Raw genomic sequence first — 14,483 nt, 5'->3', positions numbered from 1 at the left:
ACCGATGCTTGCGCTCCCCTTGACGATGATCGGCGATAATCAATTCGCTGCGAAGTGATCACGGTCGTAATAAAAGTGGCCCATTCCTATTTTTCGATGCAACCACCTGAATTACCGAAATTTAATCTGCAGTATCTGGTGATGTAAAATACCGTTAATCACCTGCAAGCGATGCTTGTTTATGACGAAACACACGGATTTTGCTACATTTTACTTCCGCCAGAAAAGGGTTGTTCCTTTTGTACAATCCAGCTTAGTAGAATCACGATTAAACTTTCCGCAAGAGATGTAGGAGACATCCAATCCGCATATTCAAGATGGCGGGATGGGAAACAAACCATGGCACTGGCTAAGCGGACGGCTGTCGGCAAAGCACAAAGCGAACAAGCCGCGGAAATCATTACGACTTCACGGGCAGTACGGGTCACGGCGGAGGCCGAGAAGCGCAAGGCGCGAACCTTTGCCCGGCAGCAGAAGGCCGCCGAGCGCATTGCGTCCGCGACCACGCAATTGTCCAGCGGGATCGCCGAGGCGTCGTCAGCCGCGGAAGAACTTCGCAAGGCATCCGACCAGATCAGCGTCGGCGCCGAACAGGCGTCCAGCGCCGCGCAACAAACGATGAAGTCGATCACTCAGACCGACGGACTCCTGCGCGATGCCCGGGACCGCGCCGACAGCTCGCTGAAGCTGACGCAGGCATTGTCCGATCTGCTCGGCAACACCGCCACCGACGTCTCGAACTCGATCAACGCGATCTCGCGGGCATCGGAGCGTCAGGAAAGCTCGGTCAGGATGGTCGAGGAACTCGACCGGCAGGCCGCCGGGATCGGCGAGGTCGTCAAGGCGGTCGCCCGCATCGCGGACCAGACCAACCTCCTCGCGCTCAACGCCGCGATCGAGGCGGCGCGCGCCGGCCAGCACGGCAAGGGCTTCGCGGTCGTCGCCGACGAGGTCCGTACGCTGGCGGAAACCAGCGAGAAGTCGGCACGCGACATCCAGGAACTGATCGTCCAGGTGCAGCAGGACGTGAAGCAAGTCGCGCAGGGCATCGACCAGTCGGCGACCACGGCGCGCACCGAGGTGGAGAAGGGCGCGGTCGTGACCACCCAGCTCGAACAGGTCCGCCTCGAAATGCTCGAGATCATGAAGGGCTGCGAGGAGATCGCACTCGGCGCCGACACCGCCACCGTCGCCGCCAACGAGGCGCTGAAGGGTGCGGAGGTGATCGCCACCGCCGCCGAGGAACAGGGCGCCGCCTGTCAGGAATCGAACACCACGATCGAGCAGCAATCCTCCGCGCTCCAGCAGTGCGAACAGGCCGCGCAGGAGCTGGCCGAGATCGCCGAAGAGCTGAAGAACAGCACCAACATCAACAAGAGCGCGGAAGAAGTCGCGTCGGCCGCCGAGGAATTGTCGAGCGCGGTCGAGGAGATCAATCGCGCCTCGACGCAGATCTCGACCGCGCTGGAGCAGATCAACCGTGGCGCGCAGCAGGCCTCGGCCGCGACGCAGCAGTCCGCCGCGGCGGTCGGTCAGATCGAGGGTAATGCGCGCGCCGCGGCGCGGCTCGCGTCGATCGCGGTCGAAAAGGGTAACGCGATTGCGGTGATGCTGGTCGAGAACAAGAATCTGGTCGAGGCGCTGATGAGCGGCGTCGCGCAGTCGGTCGACGCCGGCCGCGCCAGCCGCGACCAGATCGCCGCGCTCGAACAGGTCAGCCGGCGTATCGACAAGATCGTCGACGCGATCACCACCGTGTCGATCCAGACCAACATGCTGGCGGTCAGCGGCTCGGTCGAGGCCGCGCGCGCCGGCGAGTTCGGCAAGGGCTTCGCGGTCGTGTCGACCGACATCCGCAACCTCGCGCGCGATTCCGCGGAGAATGCCGATCGCATCAAGGACACGGTCAAGGAGATCCAGGACACGATCGCCCGGGTACGCGGCGATCTTCAGGAGATCGCCGACGCCGCCGCTGCGGAGGTCGAGAAGAACCGCGTCATCGCCGCCGGGCTGGACCAGATCGCGAAGGATGTCGGCGAGGTAGTCGGCGGCAACGGCGCGATCGCCAGCGCGGCCCAGGACATCGCGCGCCTGCTCCAGGAAACACAGGTCGCGATCGAGCAAATCTCTTCGGCCGCGCAACAGGCCACCCATTCGTCGAACGAGGCGAGCGGCGCCGCGCGCGAGCAGGCGCAGGGTGCCGAGCAACTGGCGGCGGCGATCGAGGAAATCGCCTCGCTGGCCGACGAGTTGCAGGCCGCCTGATCCTTTTCCTCCAGCGCCAGGAGTGAGCGCATGGCCAAGACCAAGCTTTCCGTCGAGGCGGCCGATCCACCGGCCGTCTCCCGGACCCCGGAGGAACACGAACACGATACCAGTCGCCAGTTCGTGATCTTCCACAGCGCCGGCGAAATGTTCGCAGTACCGCTTGCGGAGGTGAAGGAGATCATCCGCGTGCCCGATGTCGTGCGGATGCCGCTCAGCCCCCCGGCGTTGCTGGGGCTGGCGAACCTGCGCGGGACGGTGCTGCCGGTCCTCGACCTGCGCCGCCTGTTCAACCTGCCCGCGGTCGAGGTCGACGATGCCAGCCGCGTCGTCGTGCTCGATCAAGGGCAGCCGGTCGGGTTGATGGTCGACCGGATGGCCAATGTCGTGACCGTCGATGCCGACCGCGTCGAGCCGGTCGACCGCGTCAAGGCGACGATCGACACCGATCTGCTGACCGGCATGATCAAGGATGCCGATGGCAAGACGATCGTGATGATCATCGACGTGGCGCGCACGATCGGCCGCGATTTCGCCGCCGCCGCCGCGCGGGTCGCGGGCGGCCAGGGCGAGGTGGTACCGCTGGCGACGGAGCGCGACGTTGCCGGGCAGCCGGAGGTTGCCGACGAGGAACAGCTCGTCAGCTTCATGGTCGACGGGCAGGAATATGCCTTTCCGATCGGCGAGGTGCAGGAGATCGTCCAGCTGCCCGCGGCGATCACGCCGGTGCCCGGCGCGCCGGGGCACGTGCTGGGCGTCACGACGCTGCGCAGCCGCATCCTGCCGCTCGTGTCGTTACGCGCGCTGTTCGGGTTCGACGATCAGGCGCTGTCCGAGGCCAACAAGGTGGTGGTCGTGTCGGTCGCCGATGGCGCGCACGACCGCATCTCGGTCGGCGTGGTGATGGACATGGTCAAGGCGGTGCTGCGCGTGAACCGCGCGCTGGTCGAGCCGGTTCCCGCCACGCTCGGCCAGTCCGGCGGGCACGGTGACATCCGCGCCATCTGCCGTCTGGACGAGGGACGCCGGCTCGTCTCGGTGCTGGGGGCGAACGGTATGTTCGATCTCGACGTGCTGCGCGGTCTCCACGGCGACGAGGCCGCGGCCGCTACAACGACACAGGAGGATGGTTTCATGGCGATCGAGATCGTCGACGACGCGCAGTTCGTGGTCTTCCGGCTGATGGACGAGGAATATGGCGTGCCGGTCGAGGCGGTGCGGGAGATCGTCCGCGTGCCGGACCAGCTCACCCGCGTCCCGCGCGCACCGGATTTCGTCGAGGGCGTCATCAACCTGCGCGGCACCGTGCTGCCGGTGATCGACCAGCGGCGGCGATTTGGGCTCGACGAGGTCGAGCGCTCGGATCGTCAGCGGATCATGGTGTTCACGATCGACGGGCGCGACACCGGCTTCATCGTCGACAGCGTGTCCGAAGTGCGGCGCATCGCCACCGCCGCCATCTCCCCCGCCCCCGAACTGTCAGGCGAGCGCGGTCGCGTGGTGCAGGGCGTGGCGAACCTCCACGAACAGCGTCGCATGATCCTGCTGCTCGACATGAACTGTCTGGTCGAACCGGACGAAGACGAGGCCCTTTCTCACCTCGAAGAGCGATGGGCGGCCTGAAGGAACGACGGGAATGTCTGCGGTACGTGTCTTGGTGGTCGATGATTCCGCGCTGATGCGTCGGCATCTCGTCCAGCTTCTCGAGAACGAGAAGGGGTTGGAGGTCCAGTCCGCCCGCAACGGCGAAGAGGCGCTGACGCTGGTCGACCGCTTCGACCCGCATGTCGTCACCCTCGACGTCAACATGCCGCAGATGGACGGGATCACCTGTCTGGCGCGGATCATGGTCGGCAGCCCCCGCCCGGTCATCATGGTGTCGTCGATCACCGAGGCGGGCGCGGAGGCGACGTTGCAGGCGCTCAGCCTCGGCGCGCTCGATTATGTGCAGAAGCCCGGCGGCACGATCTCGCTGTCGCTCGAACAGGTTGCGGAAGAGCTGATTCGAAAAATCCGTGTCGCCGCAAAGTCGGGCCGGCGTGGGGCGCGCCGGCCCCTGCCCACGCCCGCGCCGGCGGCCCGTCTGCGCGCGGTCCGCCTGGCACCGCCCGCGCCGCCGGCTCCCGCGCCGGCAGGCGCGAGCGAAGGGTCGGGCGATCCACCCGGGCTGGTGCTCGTCGGCGTGTCGACCGGTGGCCCGTTGACCCTGGAGCAGATCCTCCCGGCGCTGCCCGCCGACCTGCCGTGGCCGGTGCTCGTCGCGCAGCACATGCCGCGCAGCTTCACCGGCGTCTTCGCGCGGCGGCTCGACAAATTGTGTGCGCTCGCGGTGTCGGAGGTCGCGACGCAAACCCCGATCGCGCCGGGCAACATCTATATCGCGCGGGGCGACGCCGACATGCTGGTCGTGCGCCGCGCGGGACGGCTGTGTCTGGCCGCCGTGCCCGCCAGCGAGGCGCATTCCTGGCACCCCAGCGTGACGCGGCTGGTCGAAAGCGCCGCCGAGCAGGTCGCGGCCGAGCGACTGGTGTGCGTCCAGCTGACCGGCATGGGCGACGACGGCGCGGCGGCGATGGCAGCGCTCAAGCGGCAGGGCGCGCGCACGATCGCGCAGCACGAGGACAGCTGCGCGGTGTTCGGAATGCCGCACGAACTCATCCGCTGCGGCGGCGCGACCGCGGTGCTGCCGACCGGCGCCATCCCCGGCCAGATCGCACGCTGGCTCAACCCGGCCTCGCTCCGGCGCACCGGCTGACACGAAAGGAACGCTCATGCCGCTCATCAGGAGCAACTTTCATGCTGAAGACGCCGGCCCGGCCACGCGCGACGCGGTCGCACCCGCGGACGGCGACGTGCTGCTCGCCGCGCCGACCGCCGGCGAACGACGCGCCGCAGTCCACGCGCTGGAAGACAGCGTCGCGGGCCAGGCTGCGCTCTGCCGGCGGCTGGCAGTCGAGACCTCGGCCAGCGTGCGCGAGGCGATCCTCGCCGCGCTGATCCGCCATCGCTCGCCCGCGATCGCCGCGGCCCTGCTGCCACTGCTGCGCACCGACGAGGCGCCGCTACGCAATGCCGCGATCGAGGCGCTGGCCGAAATGCCCGACGAGGTCGCACCGCATGTCGAGGCGCTGCTCGCCGATCCGGACAGCGATGTGCGGATCTTCGCGGGCAACATGCTCGGCGTGCTCCCGCATCCGCGCGCCGCCGAATGGCTGCTCACCGCGCTGGCCGACGACCATGTCAACGTCTGCGCTGCCGCGATCGACGGGCTGGCGGAGATCGGCGCCCCGTCGACTGCCGACGCGCTGGAAGCGGTGCCGGCGCGCTTTCCCGGCAACAGCTTCGTCGCCTTTGCGGTGCGGATCGCGGTACGCAGGATCCGCGGATGTTGAGCGCCACCTCCACCAGCGCACCCACCTCCGCGCCGACGATCCCGCCGGAGGATTACGCGCGTTTCTGCGATTTCTTCTATCGCAAGACCGGTATCCTGTTCGGCGCGAACAAGAGCTATTTCGTCGAGCGCCGGTTGCAGGAGCGAATGGCCTCGACCCGGAGCGAGAGCTTCCGCGACTATTTCACGATGGTCCGCTTCCAGGCGTCTGGCGAGGAGATGCAGAGCCTCGTCAACGCCATGACGGTCAACGAGACCTATTTTTACCGCGAGGATTATCAGTTCGACGCGCTGGTGCAGCACCTGCTGCCGGAGATCGCGCGCACCCGCCGTCCTTCCGATCCGATCCGGCTGTGGTCAATGCCGTGCTCGACCGGCGAGGAGCCTTATTCGATCGCGATGCAGATCCTCGAAAACTGGTCGCAGGCGGACGAATATTCGGTCGAAATCCTCGCGTCCGACATCGACAGCCGCGTCATCGCCGAGGCGCGGCAGGGTCTCTATTCCGCGCGGGCGCTCCACCGTCTGAGCCCGGCGCTCCGAAACCGGTACTTCACCGCGATCGGTGAGAATTTTCGCATCTGTGCGGAATTACGCGGCTCGATCGATTTCTCGGTGGTCAACGTCACCGAGCCGCTGGCGATGCGCCGCTTCCGCCATCTCGACGTGATCTTCTGCCGCAACATGCTGATCTATTTCGACGACACGTCACGGCGACAGGCGGTGGAGGCACTTTACGAAAGCCTGCGCCCCGGCGGCTACATCTGCCTTGGCCACTCCGAGAGCATGAGCCGCATCTCCTCGATGTTCCGGCCCCGCAAGTTCGGCGCCACCATCCTCTATCAAAGGCCCGTGGACAATGACTAAGCCCCCTGCGAACGGCAAGCGCGTCCTGGTGGTCGACGACGGCATGACCACGCGCCTCTATTATCGCGACGTGCTCGAAACCGCCGGCTTCGCGGTCGAGGAGGCGGTGAACGGCGTCGAGGGGCTCGAACGCGCGTTGATGGGCGCGTTCGACCTGCTGATCGTCGACGTCAACATGCCCAAGATGGACGGTTACGAGATGATCGCGCAGGTGCGCGTCGATCCGGCGCTGCACGAAATCCCGATCATCACGATCAGCACCGAGGCCGGCGAACGCGACGCCGATCGCGCTTATTCGGCGGGTGCCAACCTCTACATGGTCAAGCCCGCCGAACCGCTGCAGCTGACCGAGACCGCGCAGATGCTGACCGGTGTGGAAACGGTGCGATGAAAGCCGTGCTGCTCGAACGGTTCGTGCAGGAAGCGCGCGAGTTGTTGCAGACCGCCGCCACCGGATTGCTGGCGCTGGAGCGCGACCCTGCCGACGCGACCGCAATCAACGAGGTATTCCGCGCCGTCCACACGCTCAAGGGCTCGTCGGGGCTGTTCGACACGCCCGCGTTGACGCGGCTGGTCCATGCCGGTGAGGATGTGCTCCAGCAGGTCCGCACCGGTGCGATGACGCTCGACTCCGGCATGGTCGACCTGTTGCTCGACAGTCTCGATCAGGTCGGGGCCTTCATCGATCAGCTCGACCGCGACGGGGAGCTGGCCGGTGACGCCGACCGGCTCGCGACCCAGCACGCCAGCGCCTTGCGCGCGCGGCTGGGCGGCGCGCCGGTCGGCACCGCGATCCCCGCCGACGCGGCACTGGCGCCCGTGCCGGCCGAGTGGCTCAGCGGCTTCGCCGCATCGGAGCGCGAGGCGCTGCTCGCCCGCGCCCGCGGCGGCGAGCCGCTGCTGGCGGTGCGCTACACCCCCGAGGAGGGCTGTTTCTACTCCGGCACCGATCCGCTCGCCGCGATCCGCGACGTCCCCGATCTGCTCGCCGTCGCAGTCGCGCCGCGTGAGCCGTGGGGCGACCCGGCCACCGATTTCGATCCTTATCGCTGCAATCTCGTCTTCACCGCGCTGACCGCCGCCTCGCGCGAGGCGGTCGAGCAGACGATGACCTACGAACTGGACGCGGTCGAGCTGCGCACGCTGGCCGAGCCGGCGGTCGACGTCACGCCGCCACCCGCCGCCAGCGAACCCCCGGCTTTGCTCGGCGAGGCCGGTCGCCACATCGTCCGCACGCAGTTGCGCGTGATCGCAAGCGGTTACGACGCGGTCCGTTTGCGTTCGACCGGTGCGCTGATCGGCAACCTGCTGCGCAGCCTGCGACAGGACGACCTGCGTGACCGCTGGGAAGCGGCGCTGGCCGCGGCGACCGCCGGCGAGGATTGCGCGCCGGTCGCGGCCTTTCTCGCTGCGCTGGAGGACGGTCCCGCGGTCGCCACGGCCACCGCCGAGCTGCCCGCTGCGCCGGTGGTGCCGTTGCTGCCCGTGGCGCCGATTGTTCCGCCGTCCGCCGTGACGCCGCCGGCCCCGGCTGGCGAACCGCGCGCGCCCAGCAAGACGCTCAAGGTCGATCAAGGCAAGATCGACTTGTTGATGAACCTGATCGGCGAGCTGGTCGTCCAGAAGAACGCGCTGCCATTCCTCGCGCGTCGAGCCGAGGAGATCCATGGCTCGCGCGAGATGGGGCGTGAGATCAAGGAACAGTTCGCGACGCTCGATCGGCTGACGCAGGAGATGCAGGGCGCGATCATGCAGATCCGCATGCTGCCGGTCGCCGAGGTCTTCGATCGCTTCCCGCGCCTCGTCCGCGACATAGCGCGCCGGCTCGACAAGCAGGTCGAACTGGTCATGGAGGGTACCGACACCGCCGCCGACAAGACGATCGTCGAGGCGCTGGGCGATCCGCTGCTCCACATCGTCCGCAACTCGCTCGACCATGGCATCGAGGAGCCGGCGACGCGCATCGCCGCCGGCAAGCCGCCGCTGGCGACGCTGCGGCTGCGCGCGTGGCAGGACAATGATTGCGTGGTGATCGAGATCGCCGACGATGGTCGGGGCATCGACCCGGCGCGCATCCGCAGCGTCGCGGTCGACAAAGGCGTGGTCACCCGCGAACAGGCCGACGGCCTGTCCGATCAGGAGGCGATCAACCTCATCTACCGCCCCGGTTTCTCCACCGCAGCGGAAATCTCCGATCTGTCCGGACGCGGCGTCGGGATGGATGTGGTGCTCAGCACCGTGCAGAAGCTCGGCGGCCGCGTGTCGGTCAGCTCGCAGTTCGGCAACGGCACGGTCACCCGCCTGTCGCTCCCGCTCAGCATGGCGGTGACCCGGATCATGGTCGTCGAGATCGGCGGCAGCCTGTACGGTATCCCGATCGACCATGTCGTCCAGACGACGCGGCTCGACCCCGCCGTGATCCAGCGCATCAAGCATCGCGAGGTCTTCGTGTTGCGCGACGAGGTCGTTCCGCTGATCCGCATGACCGCGTTGCTCGGCGGGCGCGCCGCGGCGGTCGATCCCGGACGCGGCGAGGCGGTGCTGGTGTGCCGCGTCGAAGGTCGCACCATCGGGCTGGTCATCGACGACTTCCGCGAGGGGATGGACGTGATCCTGAAACCGATGACCGGGCTGCTGGCGGAAGTCGGCGGCTATTGCGGCACCACCTTGCTCGGCGACGGCCGCGTGCTGCTCGTGCTCGATCTGAAGGAGCTGTTCTGATGGCGATCCGCTATGCGCGCAGCCACGCGCATTTCGAGGGCCGTTGCGCGGTCGAGGAAGCGCTGGCGCTGGCCGAGTTCCTGCGCCGCCACCCGCGCGGCAAGGTCGCGCTCGCCAAATGCAGCAGCATGCATGGCGCGCTGCTGCAGGTGATACTGGCGATGCGCCCCTGCGTCACCAGCCTGCCCTCCGACCCATTGCTGGCCGCCCTGATCGGCGCCGCCGTGGCCCCCGATCTCATTCCCGCTTGATATTCCGAAGGACCGACCGTGACAGACACGATCCTGATCGTCGACGACTCCCCCTCCATGCTGATGAGCGTCTCGATCGCACTGCGCCCGACCGGGCTCGACATCAAGGAAGCCGCCAGCGCCGAGGCAGCACTGGCGCTGCTGAACGACGGCGTCATGCCCCGCATGATCCTTACCGATCTCAATATGGACGGGATGAGCGGCATCGAGCTGGTCAGGGAAGTCCGCAAGCTGCCCGGCATGGCCTTCACCCCGATCGTGCTGCTCACCACGGAATCGCAGGACGGCCTGCGACAGACGGCGAAATCGGCAGGCGCGACCGGCTGGCTCGTCAAGCCGTTCGACGCGGCGAAGTTGCTGGCGTTGGTGAAGAAGCTGGTTCCCTGATCGACCCCGCACCGCTTGCATGCGATTGACCGAGCTGCACGGATTTCGCCTGCGATTACCGCGGGGAGGCCAGCGCATCAGGCTTGTCCCCGACGTTCGGTCGTGTTTCCCGCTTCGCGCCGAACTGCCAGGCGTCGACCGTGCTGGGTCGCAAATCCCTTCACGTGGTTACGCATGACAATTAGGGAGGCGGGACAGGGATGCAGGGAGAGCGCGAAACGTGACCACGACAGGGATCAACCGGCGTCAGGCGCTGGTCGGCGCAACGGCTGCGGGCGTGTCGGCGATGACCGCACCGAAGGCGGCATCGGCGCAGCGCAAGACGACATCGGTCGCCGCGGGGGCAGCGGTGCTCGCACCCCGCCCGCCGATGGGCTGGAACAGCTGGAACAGCTTCGCCACCACGATCACCGAGGCACAGGCGCGCGAAACGGCGGCGATCATGCGGGCCAAGCTGCTGCCGTTCGGATATGACGTCTTCACCGTCGACATCCAGTGGTACGAGCCCGCGGCGTCGAGCTACACCTACAATGCCAGGCCGACCCCGGCACTGGACGGCTATGGCCGATTAATCCCCGCCCCCAACCGCTTTCCGTCGAGCGCCGACGGTTCGGGCTTCACCAGGCTCGCGCGCGACGTGCATGCCATGGGAATGAAGTTCGGCATCCATCTGATGCGCGGCATTCCGCGGCTCGCGGTCGAGAAGAACCTGCCGATCCTCGGGACGACGTATCGCGCGGCGGATGTCGCGGACCGGAGCAGCATCTGCGCGTGGAACCCCGACATGTACGGCGTCGACATGACCAAACCGGGCGCGCAAGCCTATTACGACAGCGTCTTTGCGCTTTACGCCGGTTGGGGCGTCGACTTCGTCAAGATGGACGACATGAGCCGCCCCTATGACGCGCACGCGCCGGAAATCGAGGGCGCGCACAAGGCGATCCTTGCCACTGGCCGGCCGATGATGCTCAGCCTGTCACCCGGCGAGACGCCGGTCGTGCGCGGCGCTCACGTCCGTGAGTACGCGCAGATGTGGCGCATCTCCGACGATTTCTGGGACGATTGGGGGATGCTGGAGGCGCAGTTCACGCGGCTCGAGAACTGGAATCCGTGGCGCCGGCCCGGTGCGTGGCCGGATGCCGACATGCTGCCGCTCGGCCGGCTCGCGCTCGGCCAGCGCGACACCAAATTCACCCGCGACGAACAGCGCACATTGATGACCTTGTGGTCGATCGCCCGCTCGCCGCTCATCATGGGTGGCGACCTGCGCCACCTCGACGCGCCGACGCTGGCGTTGCTGACCAACCGCGCCGTGCTGGCGGTCAACCAGGCGTCGACCGACAACCAGCCGCATTTTGTCGCGGACGGCACGCGCATCTGGTCGGCCCGGCCCGAGGACGCGCCCGGCGACCGCTACGTCGCGCTGTTCAACACCGGCGACCAGCCGAAGGAGGTCGGCATCGCGCTGAATCAGCTCCAATGGCCCGGCACTGCGCGCGTCACCGACCTGTGGAGCGGCGCGGCGCTGGGGCGCGTCAGCGGACGCCTCGTGCAGCAGCTGCCCGCGCACGGGGCAGGCCTCTATCGCCTGACCGCATGACGTCGCGGATCACCCCGCCCGCCCTCGCTCCGGCGCAGGAGCCGCGCGGCTCGGGAAGGCGTATCCGCGGCGCAGTTCTTCAGGCGCTGGGCCGCGCAGTGCTCGCCGGCGACTATCAGCCCGGCGAGGTGTTGCCCGGCGAGGTCGTCCACGCCAGCGAGCTGGGCGTATCGCGCGGCGCGTATCGCGAGGCAGTACAGGCGCTGATCGCCAAGGGGCTGGTCGAAAGCAAGCCCAAGACCGGCACACGCATCCTGCCGCGCGGGCGCTGGAACATGCTCGACCCCGACGTGCTCGCCTGGGCGTTCTCGGGCACGCCCGATCTGCGGCTGCTGCGCAGCCTTTTCGAACTGCGCGCGGTGATCGAGCCGTTTGCGGCGCGGCTGGCGGCGGAGCGGCGCAGCGACGAGGATCTGACGATCATGGACGCGGCGCTGCTCGACATGGACCGGCTCACGCTGGCCGACGAGCAAGGGCTCGCCGCCGACCGGCGGTTCCACGAGACGATCCTCAACGCCTCGGACAATGACGCGCTGATCGCGCTCAGCTCCGGCATTGCCGCCGGGGTCGAATGGTCGACGCGCTTCAAGCAACGCAAGCGCGCGCTGCCGCGCGACCCGGTGCCCGAACATCGGCTCGTCTACGAGGCGATCGTCGAAGGCGACGGCGAAACCGCCAGCCAGCGGATGAAGACGCTGGTGCAGAACGCGCTCGACGATACGTGGTTCGGCATGGGCGGCGGCGCGATCGTTTAACGCCTCGATATCGCGGATGATGTGCCTCATCCCGTCATCCCGGACTTGATCCGGGGCGACGACCGGGGATCGGACCGGGTGCCTTTCACCACCCGCGCCAGATTGACTTGCCGCGGAAAATCCCCATATTTCCAGTATGAACGCAGCTGTTTTCCATCAGCGCTTTCGCGACCACGCAGGGCAGCTCGCCGCACGCGGTTAGCCCGGGTCCGGTGGCGCGCCGCACGGGCTCGGGACCATCTCGCCAAGACCTGCGCGGCCGCCTTTCGGTCGTCCGTGCTTCGAGCCAGCGGAACCCCTGCCATGACCAGCAAGCTGATGCCGCGCGATATCGCGCCGCTGCCCGCCGACAATCCCGTCACTGCCACCGACCGCGACGGTCGCATGCGCACGCCACTTTCCGATCTGCCAGCATCCCCGACCGCCGGTGGTGGACTCGCGGCAGGGCTATTGCTCACCATCCTGTTCTTCGGCCTGCCCCTGCTCATCTACTGCGTGCTCACCAGCGGGTGAGCGACGCGTGGACAGCGGACGCGGCGCTTGGCAGAAGGCGCGGGCCTTGTTCCCGGAGTCCCCGCCATGCGTCTGCGTTTCGCCGCCTTGCCTCTTCTCGCGCTTGCCGCCACCGCCCCGGCGCAGACGATCGTCGCGCCGGTCGCGCCGATCTCCGAGCAGACGCTCAAGGACGTGACGAAGGAGCTGTCGTCGGACGCCTATGAGGGCCGCGCGCCGGGCACCGCGGGTGAGGAAAAGACCGTTGCCTATCTCGCCAGGCGCTTCGCCGCCGCCGGGCTGAAGCCGGGCAACAAGGGCAGCTGGTATCAGGACGTGCCGCTGGTCGAGCTGACCGCGAAGAATGTCTCGCCGCTGGTGTTCACCGGCGCGGGTGCGCCGCTCAGCCTGAACTACGGACCGGACATGGTGGTCGGCACGTGGCGGATCACACCGCGGGTCGAGGTGAAGGATGCGCCCGTCGTGTTCGTCGGCTACGGCATCAACGCGCCGGAAAAGGGCTGGAACGATTATGCCGGCGTCGACGTGCGCGGCAAGACGGTGCTGATCCTCGTCAACGATCCCGACTGGCGCACCCCCGATCTGGTCGGTCCGTTCGGTGGGCGCGCGATGACCTATTACGGCCGCTGGACCTACAAATACGAGGAAGCCGCGCGACAGGGCGCGGCGGCGGCGATCATCGTCCATCAGACCGAGCCGGCCGCTTACGGGTGGAACGTCGTGCAATCGAGCTGGACCGGCTCGCAGCAGGTCGCCGATGCCGCCGACAACCACGCCGGCGACAGCGCCGCGATCGGCTGGATGCAGGAGGCGCAGGCGCGCAAATTGTTCGAGCGCGAGGGGCTGGACTTCGACGCGCTCACCGCCGCCGCGGCGCGCAAGGGTTTCCGCGCGCGTCCGCTGAACGGCGTTCGCGCGTCGGTGTCGTTCGACGAGAACGTCCGCCGCCACCAGTCACGCAACGTGATCGGCATCCTGCCCGGCACGACGCGGCCGAACGATTACGTCCTCTATTCCGCGCACTGGGATCACCTCGGCCATTGCGAGGCGGCGCCGGACGGTGACGACATCTGCAACGGCGCGATCGACAACGCCACCGGCACCGCCGCGCTGGTCGCGCTGGCCGAGGCAAACGTAAAGGCCGGCCCGACCCCGCGCAGCCAGCTGTTCGTGGCGGTCACGGGCGAGGAAAGCGGGCTGCTCGGCTCCGAATATTATGCGGCCAATCCCGTCTATCCGCTCAGCCAGACGGTCGGCGGCGTCAACATGGACGCGCTCTCGCTGGCCGGCCCGGCGAAGAACGTCGTGGTGGTCGGCAAGGGCAAGTCGGAACTGGACGCCTATCTGAATGCCGCGCTCAAGACGCAGAACCGCGTCGCCAGCAATGAGCCGACGCCGGAGAAGGGCTTCTACTATCGCTCCGATCATTTCAGCCTCGCCAAGCGCGGCGTGCCGATGATCTATTTCGACGCCGGTGACGATCTCGTCGCGGGCGGCAAGGCAGCGGGCGCGGCGGCGGCGAAGGATTATGAGGAACATCGCTACCACGGCCCCAAGGACGAATATGATCCCAACTGGAACTGGACGGGTACGGTGAAGGACGTGCAGCTCTATTATGGAATCGGCCGTGCGCTGGCGGAGAGCAGCGCCTGGCCCAATTGGGTGGCCGGCGACGAATTCCGCGCGATCCGCGACAAGAGCCGCGCCGCGGCGACCGCCAAGTAAGAGGGACG

General features: G+C 67.6%; 14 protein-coding genes. 13 read left to right on the top strand and 1 reads right to left on the bottom strand.

From position 1 onward, the window contains the following. Positions 1-203: 203 nt before the first annotated feature. Positions 204-632: a hypothetical protein gene (locus tag BACI71_RS17910; RefSeq protein WP_236552932.1), complete on the bottom strand. Its 429-nt coding sequence runs from the start codon at positions 630-632 to the stop codon at positions 204-206. Between BACI71_RS17910 and BACI71_RS09825 the strand changes: the two genes are divergently transcribed. From BACI71_RS09825 to BACI71_RS09765, 13 genes are all read left to right on the top strand, one after another. After that, complete coding sequence (locus BACI71_RS09825; RefSeq protein WP_236552931.1) at positions 619-2,265, top strand: methyl-accepting chemotaxis protein; 1,647 nt, start codon at positions 619-621, stop codon at positions 2,263-2,265. The two genes, BACI71_RS17910 and BACI71_RS09825, sit on opposite strands and share 14 nt — an antisense overlap. A gap of 30 nt (positions 2,266-2,295) precedes the next feature. Then, complete coding sequence (locus tag BACI71_RS09820; protein ID WP_159758174.1) at positions 2,296-3,888, top strand: chemotaxis protein CheW; 1,593 nt, start codon at positions 2,296-2,298, stop codon at positions 3,886-3,888. A gap of 13 nt (positions 3,889-3,901) precedes the next feature. Then, positions 3,902-5,020 carry a chemotaxis-specific protein-glutamate methyltransferase CheB gene (gene cheB, locus BACI71_RS09815; protein ID WP_159758172.1) on the top strand — a complete coding sequence of 373 codons (1,119 nt, stop codon included), beginning with the start codon at positions 3,902-3,904 and terminating at the stop codon, positions 5,018-5,020. Between the two features lie 16 nt (positions 5,021-5,036). Further along, positions 5,037-5,657 (top strand): HEAT repeat domain-containing protein, encoded by a 621-nt coding sequence (locus tag BACI71_RS09810; RefSeq protein ID WP_159758170.1) that lies wholly within the window; start codon positions 5,037-5,039, stop codon positions 5,655-5,657. Next, complete coding sequence (locus tag BACI71_RS09805) at positions 5,651-6,523, top strand: CheR family methyltransferase (RefSeq protein WP_159758168.1); 873 nt, start codon at positions 5,651-5,653, stop codon at positions 6,521-6,523. The genes BACI71_RS09810 and BACI71_RS09805 overlap by 7 nt, the downstream gene beginning before the upstream one ends. Then, complete coding sequence (locus tag BACI71_RS09800; protein WP_159758166.1) at positions 6,516-6,914, top strand: response regulator; 399 nt, start codon at positions 6,516-6,518, stop codon at positions 6,912-6,914. The genes BACI71_RS09805 and BACI71_RS09800 overlap by 8 nt, the downstream gene beginning before the upstream one ends. Beyond that, positions 6,911-9,244, top strand: a complete 2,334-nt coding sequence (locus BACI71_RS09795) for a chemotaxis protein CheA (protein WP_159758164.1) — start codon at positions 6,911-6,913, stop codon at positions 9,242-9,244. The genes BACI71_RS09800 and BACI71_RS09795 overlap by 4 nt, the downstream gene beginning before the upstream one ends. Beyond that, positions 9,244-9,495: a hypothetical protein gene (locus tag BACI71_RS09790; RefSeq protein ID WP_159758162.1), complete on the top strand. Its 252-nt coding sequence runs from the start codon at positions 9,244-9,246 to the stop codon at positions 9,493-9,495. Before BACI71_RS09795 ends, BACI71_RS09790 begins: the two co-directional genes overlap by 1 nt. An 18-nt stretch (positions 9,496-9,513) precedes the next feature. Then, positions 9,514-9,882: a response regulator gene (locus tag BACI71_RS09785; protein WP_159758160.1), complete on the top strand. Its 369-nt coding sequence runs from the start codon at positions 9,514-9,516 to the stop codon at positions 9,880-9,882. Between the two features lie 286 nt (positions 9,883-10,168). Next, positions 10,169-11,482 (top strand): glycoside hydrolase family 27 protein, encoded by a 1,314-nt coding sequence (locus tag BACI71_RS09780; RefSeq protein WP_159761074.1) that lies wholly within the window; start codon positions 10,169-10,171, stop codon positions 11,480-11,482. Further along, the gene (locus BACI71_RS09775; RefSeq protein ID WP_159758158.1) at positions 11,479-12,237 is read left to right on the top strand and encodes a FadR/GntR family transcriptional regulator; all 759 of its coding nucleotides are present in this window, start codon (positions 11,479-11,481) and stop codon (positions 12,235-12,237) included. The genes BACI71_RS09780 and BACI71_RS09775 overlap by 4 nt, the downstream gene beginning before the upstream one ends. Positions 12,238-12,540: 303 nt before the next feature. Beyond that, positions 12,541-12,750, top strand: a complete 210-nt coding sequence (locus BACI71_RS09770; protein WP_159758156.1) for a hypothetical protein — start codon at positions 12,541-12,543, stop codon at positions 12,748-12,750. 66 nt (positions 12,751-12,816) lie between these two features. Next, entirely contained in the window at positions 12,817-14,475 is a 1,659-nt protein-coding gene (locus BACI71_RS09765) for a M28 family peptidase (RefSeq protein ID WP_159758154.1), read from the top strand. Positions 14,476-14,483 lie beyond the last annotated feature (8 nt).

This window comes from Sphingomonas sp. 8AM, assembly GCF_902506455.1.
In the GTDB taxonomy this organism is placed as follows: Bacteria; Pseudomonadota; Alphaproteobacteria; order Sphingomonadales; family Sphingomonadaceae; genus Sphingomonas.
Note: the sequence above shows the minus strand (reverse complement) of the source record. Positions and strands in the feature narration are given on the sequence as shown.